Consider the following 26171-nt stretch of genomic DNA (forward strand, 5'->3'; position numbering starts at 1 on the left):
GGCCTGATCGGGGCGAACGGCTGCGGCAAGTCGACCTTTATGAAAATCCTTGGCGACGACCTGGAATCGAGCGGTGGCCAGGTGATGCTGGAGCCGAACGTACGCCTGGGTAAATTGCGCCAGGATCAGTTCGCTTACGAAGAATTCAGCGTAATCGACACCGTGATCATGGGCCACGAAGAGCTGTGGAAGGTCAAAGCCGAGCGCGACCGCATCTACTCGCTGGCTGAAATGAGCGAAGAAGACGGCATGAAGGTCGGCGAGCTCGAAGGTGAGTTCGCTGAGATGGACGGCTACACCGCCGAGTCCCGTGCCGGTGAGTTGCTGCTCGGTCTGGGTATTCCGCTGGAGCAGCATTTCGGTCCGATGAGCGAAGTCGCGCCGGGCTGGAAACTGCGCGTATTGCTGGCGCAGGCCCTGTTCTCCGATCCGGAAGTGTTGCTGCTGGACGAACCGACCAACCACCTGGACATCAACACCATCCGCTGGCTGGAAAACATCCTCACCCAGCGCAACAGCACCATGATCATCATTTCTCACGACCGTCACTTCCTGAACTCGGTCTGCACCCACATGGCTGACCTGGATTACGGCGAGCTGCGCCTGTTCCCGGGCAACTACGATGAGTACATGACCGCTGCGACCCAATCGCGCGAGCAGTTGCTGTCCGATAACGCCAAGAAGAAAGCGCAGATCAACGAGCTGCAAAGCTTTGTTAGCCGCTTCTCGGCCAACGCCTCGAAATCCAAGCAGGCATCGTCGCGCGCCAAGCAGATCGACAAGATCCAGCTGGCCGAGGTCAAGCCATCCAGCCGCGTCAGCCCGTTTATTCGTTTCGAACAGAACAAGAAGCTGCACCGCCAGGCCGTGATGATCGACAAAATGGCCAAGGGTTTTGACGGCAAGGCGCTGTTCAAGAACTTCAGCTTCCAGGTTGAAGCCGGCGAGCGCGTCGCGATTATCGGCCCGAACGGGATCGGTAAAACCACCCTGCTGCGCACCCTGGTCGGCGAACTGACCCCGGATGCCGGTCATGTGAAATGGACCGACAGCGCCGAGCTCGGCTACTACGCCCAGGATCACGCCCACGACTTCGAAGACGACGTCAGCCTGTTCGACTGGATGGGCCAGTGGACCACCGGCGAGCAAATGATCCGCGGCACCCTGGGGCGCATGCTGTTCAGCAACGACGATATCCTCAAGTCGGTAAAAGTCATCTCCGGTGGTGAGCAAGGCCGCATGCTATTCGGCAAGCTGATTTTGCAAAAGCCGAACGTGCTGATCATGGACGAACCGACCAACCACTTGGACATGGAGTCCATCGAAGCGCTGAACCTGGCGCTGGAGAACTACCCGGGCACGCTGATCTTTGTCAGTCATGACCGTGAGTTCGTCGGCTCCCTGGCCACCCGCATCATCGAGCTGTCGGCCAACGGCATCACCGACTTCAGCGGCACTTATGACGACTACCTGCGCAGCCAGGGCGTGATCGTCTAAACCGGCAGCTACTGCCGACCAACAAAAAGCCCGCTTATTAAGCGGGCTTTTTGTTTATGCGTGTTATCACGCAGTGACGAACAACTCCGCGATCTTCGCCTGCGCCGCCATGAGGGCATTGGCGCGCGGCTCTTCACCGTAGGCCAGGCCTTCGGCGCGGACGATCTCGATGTCGGTGATGCCGAGGAAACGCAGCACCAGCTGCAGATACTCTTCATGGGCCTGGCCGCTTGGCTGGCCGGCGTGAATACCGCCCGCAGTGGAAACAATCACCACCTTCTTGCCGCCTGCCAGACCTTTAGGGCCGTTCTCATCGTAGGCAAAGGTCTTGTCGGCGACGGCCACACGGTCGATCCAGGCCTTGAGCTGGGTCGGCACAGTAAAGTTGTACATCGGCGCGCCAATCACGATGGCATCGGCGGCGAGAAACTCATTGAGGGTGCCTTCGGCCAGCTCGACTTCATGCTTTTGCGCCGCATCGCGCAGTTCGGCTGGGGTACCGCCGGCGACCAGACTGGCGGCGGACAAATGGCTCAGCGCATCGCTGGCCAGGTCGCGATAGCTCACGTGTGCTTCAGGCTCGGCGGCCAACCAAGCGTCGACCACGGCGCGGCTGAGTTGGCGGGAAGTGGACGAGTCGCCGAGGATGCTGGAATCGAGGTGCAGTAGTTTCATGACAATCTCCAAATTGAGATCGCCCCACGGCGATCAAGATGCTGGAGATACTATCGATGAAAGCAATAGCCGATTAGTCGGCGTAAATGCGATAGCTCGTCCCACTGATAGGACGATAAAACCATGCATGACCTCAACGACCTGTTCTACTTTGCCAAGGTGGTGGAAGCCGGCGGCTTCGCCGCAGCCGGACGCATCCTCGGCATCCCCAAATCACGCCTGTCGCGGCGCATTGTCGAGCTGGAGAACCGCCTCGGCGCGCGCCTGTTGCAACGCACCACGCGCAAGCTGGCGCTGACCGATATCGGCGAGCGTTACCTGCGCCATTGCCAGGCCATGCTGCTGGAGGCCGAACAGGCCGAGGAAACCGTGGCCAGCCTAACCAGCGAGCCACGCGGTCGCCTGCGGGTCAGCGCGCCAGGCGGCATCGCCCTACTGCCTGAGCTGGTGGTGAGTTTTCTCGCGGCCTACCCCAAGGTGCAGCTGGAGCTGATTCAGACCAATCGGCGCATCGACCTGCTTAATGAAGGCGTAGACGTCGCCTTGCGTGTGCGCAGCGCCGAGAATGAAGACCCTACGTTGATCACCCGCCGTCTGCGCCCGGCGCAGGCCTTTATGGTGGCTGCACCCGAATTACTGCAGTACGCCACTATCAGTACACCTGACGACCTCTCAGCGCTGCCGGCCCTGGGAGCTTTAGATGCGGATCGTAGAATTCACCTGCGCTTGCAGCATGACGGCGGCCGCGTGCAGGAAGTCGTGCTGGAGACGCGTCTGGCCATCGAGGACTTCAACGTGCGCAAACACGCGGCCATGAGCGGCCTGGGCTTTACCATGCTGCCCGAGCACCTGTGTCAGGAGGAGCTGGCCGATGGCCGACTGATCCGCCTGCTGCCTGACTGGACACTGCCCGGTGGCAATCTGCAGGTGGTGTACACCCACAGACGCGGCATGTTGCCAGCCGTGCGGGCGTGGATCGAACACCTGAGTGATGCCTTTAGCCGTTGGGATCAACCGATATAGCCATGCGGCGCTCATTACGCCCGTGGTTTAACGGGGAAAATGCCGCGCGAGAAAGGCCAGCAGCAGCTGATTAACCTGTTCGGCCTGCTCGTTCTGAATCCAGTGCCCGCAATCCTGCAGCACATGCTGCTCCAGCTGGGTCACACGTCTGGGCATCTGCTTGAGGGTGTAAGCCTCCAGGGTGCCGACCGGGTCTTTATCACCCAGCAGAAACAACGCCGGCTGTTCGATCTGCCGGTCGGCCAAGGCCTCGGTGCGCTGCCAGTTACGTTCGAAGTTGCGGTACCAGTTCAGCGCGCCGTAAAAGCCACGGCCTTCGAAGGTTTTCAGGTACTGCGCAAAAGCATCTTCATCACACCACTCGGGCAGCACGCCGGGGTCCTGCATGCCATCGAACAGCCAGGCCCCGGTAGGTTTTTCCTGCAGGAAGAAGTCCTTGGGCACGGCCGCCGAGGTGTTGTGCATCATCATGCGCAGGGTGCGGGGGATGTCGGCATCCATTTCCGCCTCGGCCACGCCCGGCTGCTGGAAATGCAGGATGTAATGAAAGCGTTCGGCATACAGCTGGCGCATCAGCTCAGTAGCCGGCTGCCGGGGTCGCCCGCCAAACGGCACGGCCATACCAACCACCGCCTGCACTCGCTCAGGTTCGAGCAGCGCCAGATGCCAAGCAACCGGCGCGCCCCAGTCGTGACCGATAACGCAGGCTTCATGCTGACCAAGAACGTCCATAGCCGCCTGGATATCGCCGCACAGGGTGATCAGGTCATAGGCCGCTGGCTCGCGCGGCGCGCTGCTCTGGCCATAACCACGCATTTCCGGGATCAGCACCCGGTAACCCGCCGCAGCTAATGGCGCAATCTGCTGACGCCAGGAATGCCAGCACTCGGGAAAGCCGTGCAGCAGCCAGAGCGGTCGCCTCGTGGTGGGACCGGCGCTGTACAGGCTGAGTTGGATACCGTTGACCGAGAGTAACTGATGTTCAAGCGGGTGCATGCGCGCCTCCTTTAGCAGACGCCACTATGACAAAGGCGCACCCATGGGTGCGCCTTTATTGATCTGCCGAATACAGCGCCAGCAATCAGCCCTGCGCCGTGCTCCAGTCGATCCACTGCAACTGCCAGGTCGCCAGTATCAGCAAGCCAAAGCCAATGCGGTACCAGGCAAAGGCTGCGTAACTGTGGTTGCCGATAAATTTGAGCAGCGCGCGCACCGCGATCATGGCGAAGACAAACGAGGTGACAAAGCCAATGGCGAACACCGGCAGATCGTCCGGGCGAAACAGCTCGCGGTACTTGTAGCCGGAGTACACCGCCGCCCCGACCATGGTCGGCATCGCCAGGAAGAAGGAGAACTCGGTCGCCGCCTTGCGCGACAAGCCAAACAGCAGGCCGCCTATGATCGTCGCCCCCGAGCGCGAGGTGCCGGGAATCATCGCCAGGCACTGCGCGCAGCCGATTTTCAGGGCATCTTTCCAGCTCATGTCATCGACCGTCTCGGCATGTACTACATGCGCGCGGCGTTCGGCCCAGAGCATGATCACCCCACCCACCACCAGGGCCATGGCCACGGTGACCGGGTTGAACAGGTAATGATGGATGAGGTCGGCAAACGCCACCCCGAGAATCACGGCGGGAAAGAAGGCGATCAATAGATTGCGGGTGAAGTGCTGCGCCTGGCGCTCTTTCGGCAGGCCGATGACCACATCGAGGATCTTGCGTCGGTACTCCCAGACCACCGCGAGAATCGCCCCAAGCTGGATGATGATATTGAAGGCCATCGCCCGTTCACCGCCGAAGCCGATCAGGTCGGCCACGATAATCTGATGCCCGGTGCTGGAGATCGGCAAAAACTCGGTAATGCCTTCAACAATGCCCAGTATCAGCGCCTGAACGGCCACCCAAAGATCCATCCCCACTCCTCAAACGGTGCTTCACACGCACCTGCAACGGCACTGCCGGTAAAATCGCTGCCTGCCAGCAGCGCCATGACAGCAACCCGTATGGCGTAGAAACAGCAGGCAAATCATTTGCTTAACCCATAAGCGGGCAAATCCTAGCAGAGAACGCGAGGGCCTCGCGCGACAAACCGCAACCGCAGCGCTCAGACGTTCGCAGTGAGTGGGCACAGCAATACGCCGTTATTTCATCAACTAGCCTAAGGTCTAACGTAGTGAACGCGCGCTGTTGGCCTATAAGAGGCGACCCAACGCCTAAAATAAAAAGGGAGAGCAATGCCATGAACAGCCTTCGCAGCCTGCCCATCAACCGTCGCCTGTGGCTGATCCTGGTGGTCGCCATCGTCATGCTGATCATCCAGGGTGCCCTGCTGCTGCAACAGATTCATGCCGACCTGTATGCCGCCAAGAGCGAGAAGACCGAGCATGTGGTGCAGAGCGCCGCCGGTATTCTCAAGCACTTCCACAGCCTGGAAACCGCAGGCGGGCTGAGCCGTGAAGACGCACAGAAGCAGGCGATGGCCGTGATCAAGGGCTTGCGCTATGACGGCCAGGAGTACTTCTGGATCAATGACCAGACGCCTGTGATGGTCATGCACCCAACCAACCCCAAGCTCGACGGGCAGAACCTCTCAGGCTTCAAGGACCCCGACGGCAAGGCACTGTTCAATGACATGGTGCAGGTCACCAAGGACAAAGGTGCTGGCCAGGTCAACTACCGCTGGCCCAAGCCGGGTGCCAGCGAGCCAGTGCCCAAGGTTTCATATGTCGAACTGTTCCAGCCTTGGGGCTGGATCATCGGTTCCGGCGTGTATGTTGATGATGTACAGGCCGAGTTCCAGACCCAGGCCACCCATGCGGTGCTGATCGGTTTGGCGATTGCCGTGCTGGTGGCCATTCTGGTGGTGTTGATCGTGCGCAGCATCACCCAGCCGCTGCAGCAGGCCGTCAGCGCCATGGCCAATATCGCCAGCGGCGATGGCGACCTGACGCGCAACCTGGATACCCATGGCCGTGATGAACTGTCCGCCCTCTCCCGCCACTTCAATGCCTTTACCGACAAGCTGCGTCTGGTGATCAAACAATCGCTCGACTCCGCCGGCCAGCTCGACGATGCCGCGCGCAACCTCGGTGAGGTGGCCGGCCAGGCGCAGCAGCACAGCGAACAGCAGTCGCAACAGATGGAGCTGGTGGCCACGGCCATCAACGAGGTGACTTACGGCGTGCAGGATGTGGCGAAGAACGCCGAGCATGCCTCAACCGAAGTGCACGCGGCCGAAGAGCAAGCCCTGCAAGGCCAGCAGAACATCGAGGCCAGCCTGCGCCAGATCAACGAGCTGTCCAGCACCATCAACCAAGCCGTCGAGGTGATTCAGGCCCTGGCCCAGGAAAGCACGCAGATCGGCAGCGTATTGGAGGTGATACGCTCGATTGCCGAACAGACCAACTTGCTGGCGCTTAACGCCGCCATCGAGGCCGCGCGCGCCGGCGAGCAGGGCCGCGGCTTTGCCGTGGTCGCCGATGAAGTACGCCTGCTGGCGCAACGCACGCAAAAATCCACGGCGGAAATCCAGGTGATGATCGAGCGCCTGCAAGGCAACTCGGAGGCTGCGGTCAAGGTCATCAATGAAAGCAGCAAAGCCTCAGAGCTCACCATCGAACAGGCCAGCCAGGCCGGCGAGAGCCTGGCGCAGATTGCCAGCGGCTTGCGCAACCTGACCGGTTTGAATGCTTCCATCGCCAGCGCTACGCTGCAACAATCGCATGTGGTCGAAGACATCAATCAGAACGTCACCCAGGCGGCCAGCCTGGCCCATAACAATGCCATGGCCGCGCAGCAATCCAGCGATGCCGGACAGCATCTAGGCCAACTGGCCGAACAGCTAAATCGGCTGCTTGGGCAGTTCAGGGTATGAGAGCTAAATGAGCAGCATGGAACATCAGGAAGTCGACCTCAGCAAACCGCAGAACCAGGACCTGATCTGGGACCTGGACAGCATTGCCCGGCGCGAGTTGGCGGAACGCTTTATCAAGCTGTTCGAGAACCGCCTGTGCGTGTATTCGGAATCGACACGCCAGCTGTACACCAACTATGACCTGCATTTTCCCAGCGACATGGGCCGCAAGATGGTGGTACTGCCCAACCCCTATGCCTTCCACGACACCCTGCATGGCATCGAGTCGCATGCCGTGCGCAAGACCGGGCTCTGCGTGCTGCCTGGCGTGGTGCTGAACAAACCGGGCCTGCTGCTGACCACCATGTTCACGGAAGGCGGCCCTGCGCCCAAGACCATGGCATTTAAACCGGCCCTGGCGCAGATCATCAGCAACCAGAAAAAGGCTGGCGATATCTTCCTGCCGATCTTGATGAAAGGTGACTTGCGCGAATTCGATCAAAAAATGCCCTACATCCACCTGCATCGCTTGCAGGTCAGCCGCCTGACCCGGCTGTCGACCTTTGAGCGCGACGATATCCAGCAAACCATTACGCGCAAGCTGCTCATGCTCTATCGCCAGGCAGATAGCCTCAGCTGCCACTAGACTGCCAATAAAAAAGCGGGCCCTCGTTATCGGGGACCCGCTTTTTTGTTTATCGAGTGAAAATGGCTGTGGGCGCGCCCGCTATTGCTGGCTGACCCAGAACACCGCGGTGGCGACGAAGATCACAATCAGGGCGAATATCGCCTTGGCATCTACTGCGCTGTCGCGGTTATCGGGTTCGGAATGCTCGGTCATGGACTACCCCTCTTGTTCTGTTTATGGGCGAATCGCTTCTGCAGTTAAGACCAGCCAGCGCGCTTACTCAAGCGGCGCAGCTATGTTTGGCTGCGGTCTTATCGCTTTAAGTTCTTTCCATATACTCAAACATCACTTTTGCGCATAACCCTGAACTGGTATCTTCCCCCGGCTCCGCCAGGGGTGCGCGGCCGTGCGCGCTGATTAGCTGTAAAAAGCCTGATAACAGGACAGACACTCCATGTACGTATACGACCAGTACGATCAACAAATCGTCGAAGACCGCGTCAAGCAGTATCGCGATCAAACCCGCCGTTACCTGGCTGGCGAGCTGAGCGGTGAAGAATTCCGCCCGCTGCGCCTGCAGAATGGCCTGTATATCCAGCGCTTCGCGCCAATGCTGCGCGTGGCCGTGCCGTACGGTCTGATGTCGTCCGCCCAAGTGCGCATGATGGCCAAGATTGCCCGCGACTACGACAAGGGTTACGCGCACATCAGCACCCGCCAGAACGTCCAGTTCAATTGGCCGGAGCTGGAAGATGTGCCCGATATCCTCGCCGAGCTGGCCACCGTGCAGATGCACGCAATCCAGACCAGCGGCAACTGCATCCGCAACACCACCACCGACCAGTTCGCAGGTGTGGCCAAGGATGAAATCATCGACCCGCGTCCGTGGTGCGAAATCATCCGTCAGTGGTCGACCTTCCACCCCGAGTTCACCCACCTGCCGCGCAAGTTCAAGATTGCCGTCAACGGCGCAGTCAGCGACCGTGCCGCGATTGAAGTGCACGATATCGGCCTGGAAGCGGTACAGAACGACGCGGGTGAGCTGGGCTTCCGTGTATCCGTCGGTGGCGGCCTGGGCCGTACCCCGATCGTCGGCAGCTTTATCAACGAATTCCTGCCGTGGCAGCACCTGATCAGTTACCTCGACGCCATCCTGCGTGTGTACAACCGCTATGGCCGTCGTGATAACAAGTACAAGGCGCGGATCAAGATTCTGGTCAAGGCGCTGACCCCTGCGGTGTTCGCCGAGCGCGTGAATGCCGAGTGGGCCCATCTGAAAGACGGCCCAACCACCCTGACCGAAGCCGAAGTGGCGCGCGTTGCTGCCCACTTTATCGACCCAAGCTACCAGGCCCTCGACGACCAGGACGCCGCACTTGCTGCGCTGGATGCCGAGCACCCGGGTTTCGCCCGCTGGCGTCAGCGCAACACCTTCGCCCACAAGAAGCCCGGTTATGTCGCCGTCACCCTGTCGCTCAAACCGACCGGCGTGGCGCCAGGCGATGTCACCGACAAGCAGCTGGATGTGATCGCCGACCTGGCCGACCGCTATAGCTTTGGCGAAGTGCGTAACAGCCATAACCAGAACATCATCCTCGCCGACGTCGAGCAGGCGCAGCTGTTCACCCTGTGGGGCGAGCTGCGTGAGAACGGTTTCGCCACGCCGAACGTAGGCCTGCTGACCGATATCATCTGCTGCCCCGGCGGCGACTTCTGCTCGCTGGCCAACGCCAAGTCGATCCCGATTGCCGAAGCCATCCAGCGTCGCTTCGATGACCTGGATTACCTGTTCGACATCGGCAATATCGACCTGAACATCTCCGGTTGCATGAACGCCTGCGGCCACCACCACGTTGGCCATATCGGCATTCTCGGGGTGGACAAGAAAGGTCAGGAGTTCTACCAGGTGTCGCTCGGCGGCAGCGCCGGCCGCGACGCCAGCCTGGCGCAGATCCTCGGCCCGTCCTTTGCCGAAGCCGACATGGCTGACGTGATCGACAAGATCATCAAGGTCTATGTCGAGCAGCGTACCGATGAAGAAAGCTTCCTCGACACCTTCCGCCGCGTCGGCGTCGACCCGTTCAAGGAGCGCGTATATGCAGCGAATCATTAAAAACGGCCAGTTGCTCGACGAGACCTGGCACCTGCTGCCCAAGGACGCCACGCTGGACGGCATTTCCAACTGCGACGACCTGATCGTGCCGTTGGCGCTGTGGGTCGAGCATGCCACCGCCCTCAAGGCCCGTGATGGCGGCCTGGGTGTATGGCTGGATGCCGGTGAGGAAATCGAAGAAATCGCCGATCAACTGGATAACTTCCAGGTGATCGCGCTGAATTTCCCAGCCTTCACCGATGGCCGTCATTGCTCGACCGCCTACCTGCTGCGCACCCGCTACGGCTACACCGGCGAAGTACGCGCGATTGGCGATGTACTGCGCGACCAGCTGTTCTCCTATCTGCGCGTGGGCTTCGACGCCTTCGCCCTGCGTGAAGACAAAGATCCGCTGGATGCTCTGAAAGCCTTCGAGGAGTTCGCCGAGGTCTATCAGGCGTCTGCCGACCAGCCGCAACCGCTGTTCCGCCGCCGCGCCTAAGTAATACTCAGTAAATAAAAAGCCCCGCAAATGCGGGGCTTTTTATTTACACAGAAGCCATCAGTCGAGTTTGACCAACACTCGCCCGACCTGCTGACCGGCCAGAATCTGCTCGATAGCCTTGGGCAGTTGCGGCAGCGTCACCTCGCTGACCAACGCGTCCAGATTGACCTTCCACTGCAGCGACAGCTTGTCCCACATCGACGCCTTGACCACGAGCGGCAGCTCGACCGAGTCGACACCCAGCAGGTTCACTCCGCGCAGGATAAACGGCAGCACATTGGCATTGAAGTCGACCCCGGCAGTCAGGCCGCAACAGGCCGCGCTGGCACCGTAGCGCAGCGACTTGAGCACGTTGAACAGAATCTCGCCGCCGACCGTATCCACCGCGCCGCCCCACTGCTCTTTCAACAGTGGCCGCTGCGTGCCTTCCTGCAATTGGCTGCGCAGCACCACCGCATCGGCGCCCAAGCTTTTGAGGAATTCCGCCTGCGACTCCTTGCCAGTTGCCGCCGTCACGCTGTAACCCAGACTGCTCAGCACCACCACGGCAATGCTGCCGACGCCACCGGTCGAGCCTGTCACCACAATCGGGCCGGCATCGGGCATCACCCCGGCACGTTCCAGCTTGTCGACACACAACGCGGCCGTCAGCCCGGCCGTACCGAGCACCATCGAATCGCGCAGCGACAAACCCTTGGGTCGCTTCAGGGCCCAGCTGGCGGGAATACGAATGTACTGGGCAAAGCCGCCCGAGGTGTTCATGCCCAGGTCATAGCCGGTGACAATCACCTCATCGCCAGCGCTGAATTCGGCCACGCTGGAGGCTTCCACCACACCGGCGGCATCGATGCCGGGGGTGTGCGGAAAGCTCCTGGTTACGCCGCGGTTGCCACTGGCCGACAAGGCATCCTTGTAGTTTAGCGAGGAATACTTGACCCGAATCAGCAGCTCGCCGGCCGGCAAGTCATCGATCTCACGCTGCACAATCACCTGTTCAAAACCGCCCGCTGCGCTCTCACGGGCCTGCAATGCATTGAACTTGCTCATATCGACTCCCTTTAAACGGTTACCAGAAGCGCTGCTGATTCAAACGACTCAGCCAGTTCAGCACGAAACGATCCAGCGCCACGCTGCCCGCCAGCCCAACGCGCTCCTGCAGGGTTTTCTTCTCGGTATAGTGCAAATGAAACAGCTCGGCGCTCTTCGCGCGTTCTGCCAGGTATTCGTCACTGGTCTTCAGTTCATCAACCAGCTGCTTCTCCAGCGCCGTCAGGCCCAGCCAGACTTCACCGGTGGCAATCTGATCGATATCCAGCTGCGGCCGATAGCGGGCGACAAAGCCCTTGAACAACTCATGGGTGGTTTCCAGGTCTTCCTGGAACTTCTCCCGGCCCTTCTCGGTGTTCTCGCCGAATACGGTCAGGGTGCGCTTGTACTCACCGGCGGTGAGCACTTCGAAGTCGATGTCATGCTTCTTCAACAGGCGGTGCACGTTAGGCAGCTGAGCCACCACGCCAATCGAGCCGAGGATGGCAAAAGGCGCGGAGATAATCTTCTCGCCAATGCAGGCCATCATGTAACCACCGCTGGCCGCGACCTTGTCGATGCAGACGGTCAGCGGTACACCCGCCTGGCGGATACGTGCCAGCTGCGAGGACGCCAGACCATAGCTGTGGACCATGCCGCCGCCGCTTTCCAGGCGCAGCACCACTTCATCCTGCGGCGTCGCCATGCTCAGTACAGCAGTGATCTCATGGCGTAGGCTGTCGGTGGCCGAGGCCTTGATATCGCCATCGAAATCCAGCACATAGACCCGCGGCTTGTGGATACCGGCCTTCTTCTCTTGCTTGGCGACCTTGGCTTCGGCTTTGCTCGCAGCTTTCAGTTGCTCCTTGTCGAGCACCGCGTGTTCCATGCGCTGATGCAGCTGCTTGAAGAAGTCGTTGAGCTTGTTCACCTGCAGCTGGCCAGTGCTCTGCCGGCCCTTGCTGCGCAGTGCGGCAATCGTCACCAGCACCACCAGAATGGCCACAACCAGGGTCACTGTCTTGGCCAGAAAGCCGATGTACTCTGCAAAAAACTCCACGTATTCCCCCTCGTCCCAATGGCAGCGCGTGCTCATCGACCGCACTGAATAGTGCCCAAGCATACCGAGGCCATGGGTTGGCGGCCAGCAAGCAAGACCTAGACATTCAGCGCGCCGATACAATTCAAACAAGCGTATGTTTTTACGTTGACAGCTCCTGAGCTTCCTCATACCCTCGCGAAACTTTCACCGTACCGGAATCGAGCGGACGTGGGCAGCATCTACCTGATTCGACATGGCCAAGCCTCCTTCGGTGCAGACGATTACGATGTGCTATCGCCCATCGGCATTCGCCAGGCCGAAGTGCTGGGCGTGCACCTCGCGCAACTCGGCACGCGCATTGATCGCAGCGTCAGTGGTGATCTGCGGCGCCAGCAACACACGGCGAACAGCGCCTTGCAACAGCTGTGTGAGGCCGGCATTGCCATACCGCCACTGGAAATTGATTCTGCCTTTAATGAGTTCGATGCCGACGCGGTGATCCGCAGCCTGCTGCCGGGCATGCTTGGCGAAGAACCTGAAGCCCTGCATATCCTGCGTAACGGCGCGAGTAATCGTGCTGAATTTCAGCGTCTGTTCGCCAAGCTGATTGGCCGCTGGATTTCCGGCGAGCATGACATGCCGGAGCTGCAAAGCTGGCAAGGCTTCGTCGAGCAGGTGCAGGGCGGCCTCAACCGCCTGCTGGAACAGGCCGAAAGCAAACAGAACATTGCCGTATTCACCTCTGGCGGCACTATTACCGCCCTGCTGCACCTGATTACCGGTATTGCGCCGGCGCAGGCTTTCGAGCTGAACTGGCAAATTGTTAACACCTCACTAAGCTGCCTGAAGTTTCGCGGCAGCCAAGTGAGCCTGGCCTCCTTCAACAGCCATGTGCATTTACAGCTGTTGAAGGCGCCGGAGCTCATCACTTATCGCTGAGCTGCGGCCCACTGCACCCATCACGGGCGCTAGAAAAAACCTGAGAAAAAGGAAGAAACCATGAGCGTTGCAGACATCGTCAATACCATGCAGTCCAAATTCAACGCAGCAGCCGCTGCCGGCCTGGACCTGGTGTTCCAGTTCAACATCGAAGACGGCGAAAACTACGCCCTGATCGTCAAGGACGGCACCTGCGCCGTTGAGAAAGGCGACAACGCCAACGCCAACGTGACCCTGATCATGGACACCGACACCCTGAAAGGCATCACCAGCGGCGAAACCGACGGTATGCAAGCCTTTATGTCCGGCAAGCTGCGCGCCGAAGGCGACATGATGCTGGCCATGAAACTGGGTGAATTGTTCCCGGTTTAAGCGACAAGGCTACTGCGCTACAAAACAAACCGGAGTCCTCGACTCCGGTTTTTTTTCGTCCTCAATACGCACCAGAACAGCCAATCAGGCAGCTTGATTGGGTAGCAACACGCCCGCCTATAACGGCGCGTAATCCTTGTGAGGCGGCCCCAGCAGCATTAGATTAGCTAATTATCTTAGGCACCCATCATAAGCAGAAGGGATAAACATGGCGCTTACTGACCAGTCCACCCGTATCCGCGAAGGCGAAGAACTCGACGCCGCGATCATCGACCAGTACCTCAAGGCGCATATCCCTGGTCTGACCGGCGAGCCACGTATCAGCCAGTTCCCCGGCGGTGCCTCGAACCTGACCTATCTGCTCGAATACCCTGATAAGGAATTCGTTCTGCGCCGCCCGCCATTCGGCCACAAAGCCAAATCGGCCCACGACATGGGCCGCGAATACCGCATCCTCAACCAGCTCAACGCCGGCTTCCCCTACTGCCCGAAAGCCTACGTGCACTGCACCGACGAGTCGGTGATCGGTGCCGAGTTCTATGTGATGGAACGGGTCAACGGCATCATCCTGCGCTCGGACATGCCGGCTGAACTGAACTTCAGCGCCGAGCAGACCCGCGAGCTGTGCAAAAGCTTTATCGACAAGATGGTCGAGCTGCACAACGTCGACTATCAGGCCTGCGGCCTGGGCGACCTGGGCAAGCCCGAAGGTTATGTGCAACGGCAGATCGGTGGCTGGAGCGATCGCTACGACAAGGCCCTGACCCCCGACGCGCCGCTGTGGGAGCCGGTTAAAGCCTGGCTCAAGGACAAGATGCCCGCCGACCACCATAAGCCCGGTATCGTGCACAACGACTACCGCTTCGACAACGTGATCCTCAATCCGCAGAACCCGAGCCAGATCATCGGCGTACTGGACTGGGAGCTGACCACCATCGGCGACCCACTGATGGACCTGGGCAACACCCTCGCCTACTGGATCGAAGCCGGCGATTCGGCCCCGATCCAGATGATGCGCCGCCAGCCGAGCAACGCCCCCGGCATGTTGACTCGCCAGCAGTTCGCCGACTACTACGCCGAACGCTCAGGCATCGAAATCAAGAGCATCGATTTCTACTACACCTACGGCCTGTTCCGCCTGGCCGGCATCGTGCAGCAAATCTACTACCGCTACTTCCATGGCCAGACCCAGGACAAACGCTTCGCGCAGTTCATTCAGATGAACAAGTTGCTGGAGCAGATGAGCCTGCAGGTCATCAATAAATCGCAGCTGTAACCGGCCGAACAGGCCTCTTAAATTAGGAAAGGAAAAGCCCATGTCCAAGACCCAACTGTTCGACCTCGACAGCAAGATCGCTTTCGTCTCCGGTGCCAGCCGCGGCATCGGTGAAGCCATTGCCAAACTGCTGGCCCAGCAAGGCGCTCACGTGATCGTTTCGAGCCGCAAGATCGACGACTGCCAGAAAGTCGCCGACGCGATCATCACCGACGGCGGCAAGGCCACTGCGATTGCCTGCCATATCGGCGAGATGGAGCAAATCAGCAATGTCTTCGCGCAGATCAAGGAGCAGTTCGGCCGCCTCGACATCCTGGTCAACAACGCCGCCACCAACCCGCAGTTCTGCAACGTGCTGGACACCGACCTGGGTGCATTCCAGAAGACCGTCGATGTGAACATCCGCGGCTACTACTTTATGTCCATCGAAGGCGGCAAGCTGATGAAGGCAGGCGGTGGTGGCAGCATCATCAACGTCGCCTCGATCAACGGCGTCTCGCCAGGCGAGTTCCAGGGCATCTACTCGGTGACCAAGGCCGCCGTGATCAGCATGACCAAGGTCTTCGCCAAGGAATGCGCGCAGTTCGGCATCCGCTGCAACGCCCTGCTGCCAGGCCTGACCGATACCAAGTTCGCCTCTGCGCTGGTGAAGAACGACGCCATCCTCAACCTCGCTCTGCAGCGTATCCCGCTCAAGCGCGTAGCTGCCCCGAGCGAAATGGCCGGCACCGTGCTGTACCTGGCCAGCGATGCCTCCAGCTACACCACCGGTGTGGCGCTGAACGTGGACGGCGGCTTCCTCTCCTGAGGTAGCCCCTAATAAAAAAGGGACCCGAGGGTCCCTTTTTTATTGTCTACAAGCTTACTGCCAGTCTTTCAGCGCCTGCTTGGCGGCCTGGTTCATCGGCTCGGCCAACAAGCCGGCCGGCGTCAGGCTGATGCTGTAGACTGCCTCATCGGCAAGCGGCAAATAGGTGACCCGGCGCGCCTGCGGATCGAACAGGAACAGGTCGTGCTGACCCAGCCGCAGCCAGCGCCACAGATCGATACCGTAGGGGCTGCGCGCCAGTTCGACGCGGGTGTGTTGAGCCAGGGTCTGTTGCTCGATGGCGAGGAAACGGCCGGACAACTTCTCCAGACGATAACCTGGCTGCAAGCCGATCAAGGCGGCCAGGCCCTTCCATTGCAGGAAGCGCGCATCTAGCTGCCAGAGATCGCCTTCCATGGTCAGGCTGCGCTCCTGACCGCCTTCCAGCACACTGACCCGATACAGCGGGCCGTCAGCCTTGAAGCTCAGCGTGGCCAGCGGCTTACCTTCGGGAATAGGCGCATAGCTGCGCAGGTCATAGGCCAGCACGCCAATCAGCGCGGCCAGCGCCAGAAAGGCCAGGCCACAGGTGCCCCGCAACCAGCCGAGAAACCACTGCCGATTGAACAGGATTCGAGCCGCAACAAAAGCCGCCAGCACTGCCAGCAATGCCGTTGCCCACGCCAGTCCGCCGTATTGCATCGCCCTGCATTCCTTATGCTTGAAATTGCCGGCATTATGCGCAGCTAGCGGTCTGGCGAACAGCAAGAGAACCGCACAATTAGACACAGGGCGTGTTTTTGATGGCTTTACCCTTTGAACTCAGCGTTGATCTATCGACCCTAGCGATTCTCGCTCTGGTGGCCTTTATTGCCGGTTTTATCGACGCGATTGCCGGCGGTGGCGGCCTGCTGACCATTCCCGCCCTGCTGACTGCCGGGTTGCCACCGCACCTGGCCATGGGCACCAATAAGCTCTGCGCCAGCTTCGGCTCGGCCACCGCCAGCTACACCTTCTACCGGCGCAAACTGTTCGACCCCAGGCAATGGCGCAACGCCCTGATCGGTACTGCGGTGGGCGCGCTACTGGGGGCAGCGCTGGCGCACTGGCTGCCGTCGGCCTGGCTGAATCAGATGCTGCCAGTGGTGGTATTCGCCTGCGGCCTGTATCTGCTGTTTGGCAAGACGCCCACGACTCCGCCAGTTGCCGATGCGCCCATCGCGCAAGGCCGGCAATGGCCGCAAAGCCTGGGGCTGGGCTTCTATGATGGGGTAGCCGGCCCCGGTACCGGAGCCTTCTGGACGGTCAGCAGCCTGCTGCTCTACCCGCTCGATCTGGTGCGCGCCAGTGGCGTGGCGCGCAGCATGAACTTCGTCAGCAACGCCTGTGCGCTCAGCGTATTTGTCATCAGCGGGCAAGTGGCGTGGCTACTGGGCATCTGCATGGGTTTGGCCCTGATGATCGGGGCGTTTCTCGGTGCACGTACCGCGATCAAGGGCGGCTCAAAGTTTATCCGCCCAGTGTTCATTCTAGTGGTGCTGGCCCTGACGGCTCGCCTAGCCTGGCAACACTGGTTCGGGCTGGCCTAAACGACGCGCCACGTAGACATCAATCAGATAGCGGGCGATCGAACGTGAAGCCGGCAGTGGCGGCAGGTCGTGCACGCTGAACCACTGCGCATCTTCGATTTCATCGGCCTGCATCACGATCTCGCCTCCGGCGTACTCGGCGTGAAAACCGAGCATCAGTGAATGCGGAAATGGCCAGCCCTGGCTGCCCAGGTACTGCAGGTTAGTGACCTCGACCCCGACCTCTTCGCGCACCTCGCGGGCCACGCACTGCTCGACCGACTCGCCCGCCTCGACGAAGCCCGCCAGGGTGCTGTAAACCCCGGCGACAAAGCGCGGCGAGCGCGCCAGCAGGATCTCATCGCCACGGGTCACCAGTACGATCATGCTCGGTGAGAGCCGTGGGTAATGCTGCAGCTCGCAGCGCGGACAATGCATGGCCCGCTCACCAGGGATATGCTGCATCGCCCCGCCACAGCTGCCGCAGAAGCGGTGCTGACTGGCCCAGGTGCCGATCTGGGTGGCGTAGCTGAGCAGCTTGAAGGTATCGGCATCGCCCTGCAGCATAAACTGGCGCAGGCTCTGCCAGGCGCAGCCCGGCATCTCGAACGGCTGGCTCAGCTCAAGCAGGTAGATGGCATCGCCATTGAAATGGCCCAGACCATGCTCGGCGATAATCGGCAGATCCTGCTTCTTTAGCCATTCCCGGGGAAACAGCACACCATTAGTGTCGGCCAGAAAGTGCTGCTTGCAGTGTGCTAGTACCCAGCCACCGGGTTGCTGGCTGTCGAGGTGGGCCGGCTGCCAGCGCTGCATCGTCAAACGCCCAAAGGCATACCCAGAGCCCGCACGCTTTCCGCGGCGAGATCGAGCACGCTCGGCTGGGTTTCCGGACGCATCACCGCGCCAGATTCCAGATAATACTCAAGGCTGCTCAGGGCATCGGCGAGGGTTTCCAGCATCTGCTCGGACGGCATCTGCTGCGCATCGAACATATGCTTCTGGATGTAATCGGCGCAAGCTCCGACCAACAGCGCCGCGCGCTCCTGACCGAGGAACCAGAGGCCACCGCGCACAGCTTGCAGGCTGAACGGCACATTCGACAGGTGCATCCGCTCGCCACCCGACTCCAGGTAAGCAGTAATTGCGCGCTTGGCCAGGGCCAGGCCGGCCTGGGCCTCATCGACCACGACAATTCGCGCCTCATTCAGTTGATGCAGGGCGAACGACTCGGCCTCGGTGCCGGACTGGGTTTGCGCCGAACGCGCATCGCGCCGCTCGCCACGCTCCAGACTGGCGACCATGCCTTCGACATACAGCACCGCATCGGCCAGTTTGTGCAGTTCCTGCGGCTGCGGCGCACTCTCCTCGCTCCAACCGGCAACGGTTTGCAGCTGGGCGCTCAGTGAGTTGCCGGCAGAACTCAGACCGACCATGCCAAGGGTCTTGCTCAGTTTGCCGAGCAAGGCATGCAGGTTGTTCAGGCTTTCGCTTTGCAGCGTGCCGCGTTCAATCAGGTCAAGCATGTCCTTGACGCTGGTCAGCTCCTCACGGATCGCCGAACTGAGCGAACGCATCACCGCCTGACCTGGGCCGGCCAGACGCTGGTATTCCTCTTCCAACAGATGGTCGGTAAACGGCAGCGGCGTCAGTGCAAACACTTCACCCAGAGCGCTCGCCAGAGGGCCACGGCTGTTGGCCAGCGCCACCAGATACAACAACTCTTTAAGCAGATTGCGCGGCGCTTCGTACTGACCGTTGGCCAGCATCAGCTTGAGTTCACGGTCGATCCGTGAGAACAGCTGCTTGCGCGATTTGCGCGACAACAGCTGGCCGTCCACCTGGGCCTCGACCGAGGCCGCCGCAACCCAACACAGGCGGCCGCGCGGCTCGTTGGCATACAAGCTGTCCAGACGCGTCAGCGCCCGCCCCATCAATTTGAGACTGGCCTGGGGATTCTGTTCGCGAATAAACCCAAGCAGCCCGACCTGATACATATGGCGCAAGCGCCGCCCCTCACTCTCGCGAGCAGCCCCGTCAACCGAGGCTGGCGCAGTGCGCGGGCGCGCATGATCGAGGCGTACGCTGAAGAAGAAGCTTTCCGGCAATGCCGGCTGGCCACCGGCCTGACGCAGGTCGTTGATCGCCGGCAGCAGCAGCTCGGGCATTTCCTGACGATGCGCCTCGACGTTTTCCAGGTAGCGGCGCAGCACGTGCAAGGCATTGCTCAGGGCGGAAAGCTGCACATCGCGCTCTTCGCCGGCACCCGCGGGAATGTCGGTAGCTTGATCGAGAACTTCCTGCGCCAGCAACTCGGCACCGGCCAGCTCGATCAGGTTCAGTGTGCCGCGAACCTGATGCAGGTTTTCCACGGCCTGTTGCAGCAGGCTGCCGTTGTGGCGGTCGGCAATAAACTGCTCAAGGCTCGACTCGGCCTCTTCCATGGTGGTGAACAGCTCGTCACGCACCAAATTAAGCGACGTGGCTCCAGAAACCATGAGCTATTGCGCCTCCCGCGTAAGTAATGAAAACAGCTGGAAGGACGGCATCAGTCAGCGAACTCCGGTTTTTGCTTGCTCATATGGGCCGCCATGGCCACGCGCAGGTCTACCGATTGCAGCATCGCGGCATTCCAGGTAGCAATGTATTCCAAGCCGTCATCGACCCGGTGATCACGCATATAGCGAATCATTTCCTTGGTGCCACGAATGGCCACTGGCGACTTGCTGGCGATCTCACGGGCAATACCCATAACGCCATCGAGCAAGGCATCGACGTCGGCATAAGTGCGGTTGACCAGGCCAATGCTGCGCGCTTCTTCACCGCCAATGGTGCGCCCAGTAAAGGCCAGTTCGCGCATCATGCCGTCACCAATGATGCGTGGCAGACGCTGCAGGGTGCCGACATCGGCCGCCATGCCGATATCGATTTCCTTGATCGAGAACTGCGCATCGACCGTCGAATAACGCATATCGCAGGCTGACACCAGATCGATGGCACCACCCAGGCAGTAGCCTTGAATGGCTGCCAACACCGGCTTGCGGCAGTTGTCCACGGCGTTGAAGGAGGCTTGCAGTTCAAGAATCTTGCGCCGCAGTTTTTCCGCATTACGGCCAACATCAGGGCCCATCTGGCTACCCAGTTGCGCCAGCATCATCAGGTCGATACCCGAAGAGAAGTGCTTGCCGGCCCCGGAAATCACCACCGCGCGCACCTCGTCGGTGACGTCGATCCAGCGGAAGATCTCGATGATTTCACTCCAGAAGTCCGCGCTCATGGCGTTGATCTTCTCCGGGCGATTGATCACCACATGGGCGACCTTATCTGCCAACACGACATTAAAGGCTTTGTAGTCGGACACGGCAGTCATCCTCAGCTGGGGCGCAAGCGCACGATGGAATTGTTCTTATGCTAAAAATCGAGCAACTATAACAATCAACAGATAAAAGTCGATGCTGGCCACTGTGACGCAGAACACGTCATTAAAGTTAAGCTCAACTTTTACCTATCGGTGATAAGCGCTTGATCTACTGGGGATCACAGCCGATTCCGGTGCTTCTCACCTGGCCCGCCGACAAAAACTGCGGGCCAAGTGAGCATCATGCCTTGATGCAATCGACGGTATATAGCCCTTCCTCGCGCTGCAAGCCATGCACATCGGCATCGAAGCCAGGGAAGCTGCGGTCGAAGGTGCGGGCAAATTCCAGATAATCGATGATCGAGCGGGTCTGCGCGGTAAAGCGCTCGCCTGGCATGATCAACGGAATACCTGGCGGATACGGCACCAGCATCACTGCCGCAATCCGGCCTTCCAGCTGCTCGATCGGTACCGCCTCGACTTCGCCACGCACCAGCTGGTTGTAGGCATCGGCCGGCTTGATCGCCACCTCCGGCAGCACTGTGTACATGCGTTTGAGTGCCTTGGCCGTGGCGTTTTCGCGGTAGCAGGCATGCAAGGCATCGCACAGGTCACGCAGGCCCATGCCTTGGTAGAACAGCTTGCCGGCCTGGGCAATCGAGGGCAGCACATCACTCAGTGGCAAGTTGGCGTCGTAGCTGCGCTTGAACTCCAGCAATTCAGTCAGCAGCGTGCTCCACTTGCCCTTGGTAATGCCCATGGAGAACAGCACCAGGAAGGAATACAGACCGGTTTTCTCCACCACCAGGCCGCGCTCCCAGAGGAACTTGCTGACCACTGCCGCCGGAATACCGCGGGCGTCCAGCTTGCCATCAGCGGTCAACCCTGGCGTGACCAAGGTCACCTTGATCGGATCGAGCAGCACGTAGTCTTCGGCAACATCGCCAAAGCCGTGCCAGTCGGCTTGCGGTTGCAGCAACCAATCCTGGGTCACCACATCATCGGTGCCCTCTGCCTGTGGCGGCTGCCAAATGCTGAACCACCAGTCGTCGCTACTGAGGTTCTGCCGCAGGTTAGCCAGGGCGCGGCGGAAGCTAAGGGCCTCATCGAAGGTTTCCTGAATCAGCGAGCGACCCGCCGGCCCTTCCATCATCGCCGAGGCCACATCCAGCGAAGCGATGATGCCGTACTGCGGCGAGGTGGAGATGTGCATCATAAAGGCTTCGTTGAAACGATCGCGGTCAAGCTGACGCACACCGCCATCCTGCACATGGATCATCGAGGCCTGGCTGAACGCAGCCAGCAGCTTATGCGTCGAGTGGGTGGTAAACACCAGTGGCGCACCCTCGGTGCGCGCCGTGCCCATGCCATAACGCCCGGCATAAAACTCATGAAATGCCGCATAGGCGTACCAGGCTTCGTCGAAATGCAGCACTTCGACACTATTGCCCAGGGTTTGCTTGATTAGTTCGGCGTTGTAGCAGAGGCCGTCATAGGTGGAGTTGGTCACTACCACCAGTTTGACCATCGCCCCGCTGCTGCTTGGCACACGGCCGCGCGCCAGTGGGCTGGCATCAATCTTCGCCTGGATCGACTCACGGCTGAATTCGCTCAGCGGAATCGGCCCGATGATGCCCAGTTCGTTGCGCTCTGGGCACAGGTACAGCGGGATCGCGCCAGTCATGATGATCGAATGCAGGATCGACTTGTGGCAGTTGCGATCGACCAGCACCAGATCGTCACGGCCGACCATGCTGTGCCAGACAATCTTGTTGGCCGTCGAGGTGCCATTGATCACGAAATAGGTGTGGTCCGCACCGAAGTTACGCGCAGCGCGGGCCTCGGCCTCGGCCAGAGGGCCAGTGTGATCGAGCAGCGAACCCAGCTCCGGCACCGACACCGACAGGTCGGAGCGCAGGGTGTTCTCACCGAAGAACTGGTGAAACGCCTGCCCCACCGGGCTCTTGCGATAAGCCACGCCGCCGCCATGGCCAGGCGTGTGCCAGGAATAGTTGGACTGCGCGGTGTGCTGCACCAGCGCCTTGAAGAATGGCGGCAGCAGGCAATCCAGATAATTACGCGCGGCGCGCGCCACCTGGCGGGCGAGGAACGGCACGGTGTCTTCAAATAGATAAAGGATGCCGCGCAACTGATTGAGATCGACCATGGCCTCGGCCGGCGCATTCTCGATGGTCACCTGCTCGCCAAGGGCAAAAATCGGCAGTTGTGGTGCACGGCGGCGAGCGATGCGGATCAGCTCGACCATGTCCTGCAGCAGGTTCTTGTTCTCCCCCGCACCTTCGGCGGCCACCAGGATGCAGGCCAGGCCGTGGTGGGTGGAGGCAACGATGCGCCCCTCGGCGGAGCTGGCGGTGGAAAGAATACTGAAACCGTCCTGCTCCAGTTCTTGGGCGATGGCGCGTACCCGGTCACCGGCCACGGTATCGGCCTTGATGTCACGGTGCACGATCAGGACGGGGAACTTGAGGTCTTTATACATTGTGGCGTCCCTGGGAGTGACAGGCTGAGCCTGCCTATCACCTCAGGGTAGAGGCTGGCTCCGTCAGGCGGAACCCCCTCTGCGTGACGCTGTACGAAAAGGTCGCGAGTGGATAACTCGCGACGTGATCAAGCTTCGATCTTGGGCTGCTCCATTTGCACCCAGAGCGGTGGCGCACCAGCGGATTTTTCGATAATCGCCAGGCGCGCAGCATGCTCGGCCAGTTCTGCAGCGCTGGCGTGAATCACCTGGGTGCGGGCGCGCTCGGCGGGCAGGCGGCGGATCGCACTGGGTTGCTGGCGCCCATTGCTATCGCCTTCCGAGCCATCGCCGGCCAGGGACAGATTGGTCTGCCCGCCGGTCATGGTCAGGTAGACGTCGGCAAGAATCTCAGCATCGAGCAAGGCGCCGTGCAGGTCACGACCGGAGTTGTCGACGCCATAGCGTTTGCACAGCGCATCGAGGTTGTTGCGCTGCCCCGGGTGGCGCTCACGGGCCATCATCAGGGTGTCGAGGATCGAGCAGTGCTCACTGATGTCGGCGCGCTCGTCCTGCTTGATCAGGGCGAATTCGTTGTTGATAAAGCCAACGTCGAACGCCGCGTTGTGGATGATCAGCTGCGCGCCCTTGATGAATTCGAAGAACTCGTCGGCAACTTCCTTGAAGCGCGGCTTATCCTTCAGCGCATCATTGGTGATGCCGTGCACCGCGATAGCGCCTTCGTCGATCTCGCGATCCGGCTGCAGGTAGACATGGAAATGCCGCCCGGTCAGGCGCCGGCCAATCAGTTCGACACAGCCGATTTCGATGATCCGGTGGCCATCGGCCACCGGCATACCGGTGGTTTCAGTGTCGAGTACGACGCTACGCATGCTTTAACCCTCTTATTTCATCCACACCGCGATTGGCCAACTGGTCAGCACGCTCGTTGCCTGGGTGACCGGTATGACCGCGCACCCACTGCCACGTCACTTCATGGCGATTGACCTGCTCGTCCAGCGCCTGCCATAGATCGGCGTTCTTCACCGGTTCTTTGGCGGCGGTTTTCCAACCACGCTTCTTCCAGTTCGGCATCCACTCCTGGATGCCCTTCATCACATACTGCGAGTCGGTAATCAGGCGCACCGAACAGGGCCGGGTCAGCGCGATCAAGGCACAGATCGCCGCCATCAGCTCCATACGGTTATTGGTGGTATTGGGCTCACCGCCCCACAGTTCCTTCTCTACACCCTTGCAAATCAACAACGCGCCCCAGCCACCGACGCCAGGGTTGCCCTTGCAGGCACCATCGGTGTAGATCTCGACCTGTTCACTCATGTATCTGCAATCTCTCGCTCAATTTATCGGCCGATGCTGTTCATCCGGCGTTTCGCGCCGGCTGACTTTGGCCACAGGCATGGGGATCAACTTGCCAACCGTCTGCCGGTTGGGTTGGCGTAATGGCCGCAGCCCCACCACCAGCTTGCGCGCCACCAGCACGTAAAAACCGCCGCCGGGAGGCTGCCAGGCCGCACCTAAGCGCTCCAGTGAAGCCAATCGCGCCTGCCAGGCCGGCGAAGAAAGCGGCGGACGATAGCACCCGAAGCGGCGTTTCTCCAGCGCAAAGCCCAGTAGGTGCAACCAGTCGCTGACCCGACTGGGCGCAATGCAGCGCGCCTGGTGCAAGGCATCACGGGTGAACAGATGGCGCATACCCCAGGCACTCATCGGGTTGACCCCGACAATCAGCAGATGGCCGCCCGGCCGTACACTGCGCGCGGCCTCACGTAGCAGGCCATGGGGCGACAGGCTGAAATCCAGGCCATGCTGCAACAGCACCACATCGGCGGCGTGTTCGGTCAGCGGCCAGGATTGCTCTTCGCAGACGATCTCCACCCCACTAAAGGGCGCGCCCAAGCGTACGCTGCGCTGAATCTGCACGGCATCGGGCAACGTGGTTGCAGTCGGGCCGTAATGCACCAGATAGCCGCCAAAGAAACGCGCCAGTTCGTCCTCCAGCAACTGCCGCTCCTGCTCCAGCAGCAACTGCCCGAGCGGACCATTGAACCAGGTGCGCGCCGCGCCAATCAGGCTCAGCCAGTCACTGTCGGCATGGGCAAACGGGTGATCGGACATAAGGATCGCCTAAGTAGTCAGCACCGCCAATGAGACCTAAGATGCACCTTTGTGCCCTGCTTAGCGACCTGCTCATGATAAAAATCGACGCACTGCCTGCATTCTCCGACAACTATATATGGCTACTGCAAGATCCCGAGCAACGCCGTTGTGCGGTGGTCGACCCCGGTGACGCGGCCCCGGTCGAAGCCTGGCTGACGGCCAACCCGGGTTGGCAACTGAGCGACATCCTGATCACTCATCACCATTTCGACCATGTCGGCGGTATCGAACAGCTGAAAGCAAGCAGCGGCGCACGCGTGCTGGGACCGGCCAACGAGAAGATTCCAAGGCGCGACCTGGCGCTCGGCGAAAGCGATCGAGTCACGGTACTCGGGCACGACTTTCAGGTTATCGAAGTGCCCGGCCACACCCTGGGGCATATCGCCTATCACCAGGCTGACCAGCACTGGCTGTTCTGCGGTGACACGCTGTTCGCCGGCGGCTGCGGCCGCCTGTTCGAAGGCACGCCGCAGCAGATGCATGCCTCGCTCAGCCGCCTGGCCGCGCTACCGGAACAGACCCAGGTGTACTGCACCCACGAATACACCCTGAGCAACCTGCGGTTTGCCACGACCGTTGAACCGCTCAACACACAGATCGCCCAGCGCCTGGAGCAAGTCAGCCAGTGGCGCGCGGCCGGGCAGATCAGCCTGCCGTCGTCGATTGGCCTGGAGCGCGCCACCAATCCCTTCCTGCGCAGCGCACAGGCGGCGGTCAGCACCACACTCGCAGCGCGTGACGGCATTAAAGAGCGCTCTAACATCGAGGCATTCGCGGCCCTGCGGGCCTGGAAAGACAGCTTCTAAAGCTCGACGACCACACAAAAGATTGGTTAAAACTTGACCAGGCGCAT

Annotated in this window: 25 protein-coding genes; 12 read left to right on the top strand and 13 right to left on the bottom strand. The window is 60.5% G+C overall.

Annotation, left to right across the window (positions count from 1 at the left end):
* Positions 1–1497 (top strand): ABC-F family ATPase (locus WBK23_RS14015; protein ID WP_424484553.1); only part of this gene is annotated, 1497 nt, incomplete at its 5' end.
* Between the two features lie 66 nt (positions 1498–1563).
* Here the strand turns inward: WBK23_RS14015 and WBK23_RS14020 are convergent.
* Complete coding sequence (locus tag WBK23_RS14020; protein ID WP_424484554.1) at positions 1564–2172, bottom strand: FMN-dependent NADH-azoreductase; 609 nt, start codon at positions 2170–2172, stop codon at positions 1564–1566.
* A gap of 123 nt (positions 2173–2295) precedes the next feature.
* On the opposite strand from WBK23_RS14020, the gene WBK23_RS14025 reads away from it, so the two are divergent.
* The gene (locus tag WBK23_RS14025; RefSeq protein WP_424484555.1) at positions 2296–3195 is read left to right on the top strand and encodes a LysR substrate-binding domain-containing protein; all 900 of its coding nucleotides are present in this window, start codon (positions 2296–2298) and stop codon (positions 3193–3195) included.
* 27 nt (positions 3196–3222) lie between these two features.
* Here WBK23_RS14025 and WBK23_RS14030 read toward each other — a convergent pair whose 3' ends face one another.
* Both WBK23_RS14030 and WBK23_RS14035 read right to left on the bottom strand, forming a co-directional pair.
* Positions 3223–4191 (bottom strand): alpha/beta fold hydrolase, encoded by a 969-nt coding sequence (locus WBK23_RS14030; RefSeq protein ID WP_424484556.1) that lies wholly within the window; start codon positions 4189–4191, stop codon positions 3223–3225.
* Positions 4192–4276: 85 nt separating this feature from the next.
* A complete protein-coding gene (locus WBK23_RS14035) occupies positions 4277–5107 on the bottom strand; it encodes an undecaprenyl-diphosphate phosphatase (RefSeq protein WP_424484557.1) in 831 nt (276 codons plus the stop codon).
* Between the two features lie 326 nt (positions 5108–5433).
* Here WBK23_RS14035 and WBK23_RS14040 point away from each other — a divergent pair, with 326 nt between their 5' ends.
* From WBK23_RS14040 to WBK23_RS14055, 4 genes are all read left to right on the top strand, one after another.
* Positions 5434–7068 carry a methyl-accepting chemotaxis protein gene (locus tag WBK23_RS14040; RefSeq protein ID WP_424484558.1) on the top strand — a complete coding sequence of 545 codons (1635 nt, stop codon included), beginning with the start codon at positions 5434–5436 and terminating at the stop codon, positions 7066–7068.
* A 7-nt stretch (positions 7069–7075) separates the two neighbouring features.
* The gene (locus WBK23_RS14045) at positions 7076–7693 is read left to right on the top strand and encodes a hypothetical protein (RefSeq protein WP_424484559.1); all 618 of its coding nucleotides are present in this window, start codon (positions 7076–7078) and stop codon (positions 7691–7693) included.
* A gap of 436 nt (positions 7694–8129) precedes the next feature.
* Positions 8130–9788: a nitrite/sulfite reductase gene (locus WBK23_RS14050; RefSeq protein WP_424484560.1), complete on the top strand. Its 1659-nt coding sequence runs from the start codon at positions 8130–8132 to the stop codon at positions 9786–9788.
* Positions 9772–10269 (top strand): DUF934 domain-containing protein, encoded by a 498-nt coding sequence (locus WBK23_RS14055; RefSeq protein WP_424484561.1) that lies wholly within the window; start codon positions 9772–9774, stop codon positions 10267–10269. The genes WBK23_RS14050 and WBK23_RS14055 overlap by 17 nt, the downstream gene beginning before the upstream one ends.
* Positions 10270–10329: 60 nt before the next feature.
* On the opposite strand, the gene WBK23_RS14060 is transcribed toward WBK23_RS14055, so the two are convergent.
* Both WBK23_RS14060 and sohB read right to left on the bottom strand, forming a co-directional pair.
* Positions 10330–11319: a YhdH/YhfP family quinone oxidoreductase gene (locus WBK23_RS14060; RefSeq protein ID WP_424484562.1), complete on the bottom strand. Its 990-nt coding sequence runs from the start codon at positions 11317–11319 to the stop codon at positions 10330–10332.
* Positions 11320–11338: 19 nt separating this feature from the next.
* Positions 11339–12358 carry a protease SohB gene (sohB, locus tag WBK23_RS14065; RefSeq protein ID WP_424484563.1) on the bottom strand — a complete coding sequence of 340 codons (1020 nt, stop codon included), beginning with the start codon at positions 12356–12358 and terminating at the stop codon, positions 11339–11341.
* 210 nt (positions 12359–12568) lie between these two features.
* Here sohB and WBK23_RS14070 point away from each other — a divergent pair, with 210 nt between their 5' ends.
* The 4 genes from WBK23_RS14070 to WBK23_RS14085 all read left to right on the top strand — a co-directional run bounded on the left by WBK23_RS14070 (position 12569) and on the right by WBK23_RS14085 (position 15735).
* Complete coding sequence (locus WBK23_RS14070) at positions 12569–13279, top strand: histidine phosphatase family protein (protein ID WP_424484564.1); 711 nt, start codon at positions 12569–12571, stop codon at positions 13277–13279.
* A 60-nt stretch (positions 13280–13339) separates the two neighbouring features.
* The gene (locus tag WBK23_RS14075) at positions 13340–13651 is read left to right on the top strand and encodes an SCP2 sterol-binding domain-containing protein (protein WP_424484565.1); all 312 of its coding nucleotides are present in this window, start codon (positions 13340–13342) and stop codon (positions 13649–13651) included.
* Between the two features lie 208 nt (positions 13652–13859).
* A complete protein-coding gene (locus WBK23_RS14080; RefSeq protein WP_424484566.1) occupies positions 13860–14927 on the top strand; it encodes a phosphotransferase family protein in 1068 nt (355 codons plus the stop codon).
* Between the two features lie 40 nt (positions 14928–14967).
* The gene (locus WBK23_RS14085) at positions 14968–15735 is read left to right on the top strand and encodes an SDR family oxidoreductase (RefSeq protein ID WP_424484567.1); all 768 of its coding nucleotides are present in this window, start codon (positions 14968–14970) and stop codon (positions 15733–15735) included.
* A gap of 54 nt (positions 15736–15789) precedes the next feature.
* On the opposite strand, the gene WBK23_RS14090 is transcribed toward WBK23_RS14085, so the two are convergent.
* Complete coding sequence (locus WBK23_RS14090; RefSeq protein ID WP_424484568.1) at positions 15790–16437, bottom strand: hypothetical protein; 648 nt, start codon at positions 16435–16437, stop codon at positions 15790–15792.
* 101 nt (positions 16438–16538) lie between these two features.
* Between WBK23_RS14090 and WBK23_RS14095 the strand changes: the two genes are divergently transcribed.
* A complete protein-coding gene (locus WBK23_RS14095) occupies positions 16539–17324 on the top strand; it encodes a TSUP family transporter (protein ID WP_424484569.1) in 786 nt (261 codons plus the stop codon).
* On the opposite strand, the gene nudC is transcribed toward WBK23_RS14095, so the two are convergent.
* The 7 genes from nudC to WBK23_RS14130 form a co-directional block, all read right to left on the bottom strand.
* Positions 17292–18119, bottom strand: a complete 828-nt coding sequence (gene nudC, locus WBK23_RS14100; protein ID WP_424484570.1) for an NAD(+) diphosphatase — start codon at positions 18117–18119, stop codon at positions 17292–17294. The two genes, WBK23_RS14095 and nudC, sit on opposite strands and share 33 nt — an antisense overlap.
* Before the next feature lie 2 nt (positions 18120–18121).
* Positions 18122–19801, bottom strand: a complete 1680-nt coding sequence (locus tag WBK23_RS14105) for a ferrous iron transporter B (protein ID WP_424484571.1) — start codon at positions 19799–19801, stop codon at positions 18122–18124.
* 50 nt (positions 19802–19851) lie between these two features.
* Entirely contained in the window at positions 19852–20664 is an 813-nt protein-coding gene (locus tag WBK23_RS14110) for a crotonase/enoyl-CoA hydratase family protein (RefSeq protein WP_424484572.1), read from the bottom strand.
* A 238-nt stretch (positions 20665–20902) separates the two neighbouring features.
* Complete coding sequence (locus WBK23_RS14115) at positions 20903–23161, bottom strand: Orn/Lys/Arg decarboxylase N-terminal domain-containing protein (RefSeq protein ID WP_424484573.1); 2259 nt, start codon at positions 23159–23161, stop codon at positions 20903–20905.
* Between the two features lie 128 nt (positions 23162–23289).
* Positions 23290–24033: a DNA polymerase III subunit epsilon gene (gene dnaQ / locus WBK23_RS14120; RefSeq protein WP_424484574.1), complete on the bottom strand. Its 744-nt coding sequence runs from the start codon at positions 24031–24033 to the stop codon at positions 23290–23292.
* Complete coding sequence (rnhA, locus tag WBK23_RS14125) at positions 24026–24478, bottom strand: ribonuclease HI (RefSeq protein WP_339527156.1); 453 nt, start codon at positions 24476–24478, stop codon at positions 24026–24028. Before rnhA ends, dnaQ begins: the two co-directional genes overlap by 8 nt.
* Before the next feature lie 18 nt (positions 24479–24496).
* A complete protein-coding gene (locus WBK23_RS14130; RefSeq protein ID WP_424484575.1) occupies positions 24497–25276 on the bottom strand; it encodes a methyltransferase domain-containing protein in 780 nt (259 codons plus the stop codon).
* Positions 25277–25350: 74 nt separating this feature from the next.
* Between WBK23_RS14130 and gloB the strand changes: the two genes are divergently transcribed.
* The gene (gene gloB / locus WBK23_RS14135) at positions 25351–26124 is read left to right on the top strand and encodes a hydroxyacylglutathione hydrolase (RefSeq protein WP_424484773.1); all 774 of its coding nucleotides are present in this window, start codon (positions 25351–25353) and stop codon (positions 26122–26124) included.
* Positions 26125–26171: the final 47 nt, after the last annotated feature.

Source organism: Pseudomonas sp., from assembly GCF_049653025.1.
Lineage (GTDB): Bacteria > Pseudomonadota > Gammaproteobacteria > Pseudomonadales > Pseudomonadaceae > Aquipseudomonas.

What these genes read in the sequence shown, in the direction of transcription:
- WBK23_RS14020 (WP_424484554.1), bottom strand. Translation starts at nt 2,172, where the DNA reads ATGAAACTACTGCACCTCGATTCCAGCATCCTCGGCGACTCGTCCACT.
- WBK23_RS14025 (WP_424484555.1), top strand. Translation starts at nt 2,296, where the DNA reads ATGCATGACCTCAACGACCTGTTCTACTTTGCCAAGGTGGTGGAAGCC.
- WBK23_RS14030 (WP_424484556.1), bottom strand. Translation starts at nt 4,191, where the DNA reads ATGCACCCGCTTGAACATCAGTTACTCTCGGTCAACGGTATCCAACTC.
- WBK23_RS14035 (WP_424484557.1), bottom strand. Translation starts at nt 5,107, where the DNA reads ATGGATCTTTGGGTGGCCGTTCAGGCGCTGATACTGGGCATTGTTGAA.
- WBK23_RS14040 (WP_424484558.1), top strand. Translation starts at nt 5,434, where the DNA reads ATGAACAGCCTTCGCAGCCTGCCCATCAACCGTCGCCTGTGGCTGATC.
- WBK23_RS14045 (WP_424484559.1), top strand. Translation starts at nt 7,076, where the DNA reads ATGAGCAGCATGGAACATCAGGAAGTCGACCTCAGCAAACCGCAGAAC.
- WBK23_RS14050 (WP_424484560.1), top strand. Translation starts at nt 8,130, where the DNA reads ATGTACGTATACGACCAGTACGATCAACAAATCGTCGAAGACCGCGTC.
- WBK23_RS14055 (WP_424484561.1), top strand. Translation starts at nt 9,772, where the DNA reads ATGCAGCGAATCATTAAAAACGGCCAGTTGCTCGACGAGACCTGGCAC.
- WBK23_RS14060 (WP_424484562.1), bottom strand. Translation starts at nt 11,319, where the DNA reads ATGAGCAAGTTCAATGCATTGCAGGCCCGTGAGAGCGCAGCGGGCGGT.
- WBK23_RS14075 (WP_424484565.1), top strand. Translation starts at nt 13,340, where the DNA reads ATGAGCGTTGCAGACATCGTCAATACCATGCAGTCCAAATTCAACGCA.
- WBK23_RS14080 (WP_424484566.1), top strand. Translation starts at nt 13,860, where the DNA reads ATGGCGCTTACTGACCAGTCCACCCGTATCCGCGAAGGCGAAGAACTC.
- WBK23_RS14085 (WP_424484567.1), top strand. Translation starts at nt 14,968, where the DNA reads ATGTCCAAGACCCAACTGTTCGACCTCGACAGCAAGATCGCTTTCGTC.
- WBK23_RS14090 (WP_424484568.1), bottom strand. Translation starts at nt 16,437, where the DNA reads ATGCAATACGGCGGACTGGCGTGGGCAACGGCATTGCTGGCAGTGCTG.
- WBK23_RS14095 (WP_424484569.1), top strand. Translation starts at nt 16,539, where the DNA reads ATGGCTTTACCCTTTGAACTCAGCGTTGATCTATCGACCCTAGCGATT.
- nudC (WP_424484570.1), bottom strand. Translation starts at nt 18,119, where the DNA reads ATGCAGCGCTGGCAGCCGGCCCACCTCGACAGCCAGCAACCCGGTGGC.
- WBK23_RS14105 (WP_424484571.1), bottom strand. Translation starts at nt 19,801, where the DNA reads ATGGTTTCTGGAGCCACGTCGCTTAATTTGGTGCGTGACGAGCTGTTC.
- WBK23_RS14115 (WP_424484573.1), bottom strand. Translation starts at nt 23,161, where the DNA reads ATGTATAAAGACCTCAAGTTCCCCGTCCTGATCGTGCACCGTGACATC.
- dnaQ (WP_424484574.1), bottom strand. Translation starts at nt 24,033, where the DNA reads ATGCGTAGCGTCGTACTCGACACTGAAACCACCGGTATGCCGGTGGCC.
- rnhA (WP_339527156.1), bottom strand. Translation starts at nt 24,478, where the DNA reads ATGAGTGAACAGGTCGAGATCTACACCGATGGTGCCTGCAAGGGCAAC.
- WBK23_RS14130 (WP_424484575.1), bottom strand. Translation starts at nt 25,276, where the DNA reads ATGTCCGATCACCCGTTTGCCCATGCCGACAGTGACTGGCTGAGCCTG.
- gloB (WP_424484773.1), top strand. Translation starts at nt 25,351, where the DNA reads ATGATAAAAATCGACGCACTGCCTGCATTCTCCGACAACTATATATGG.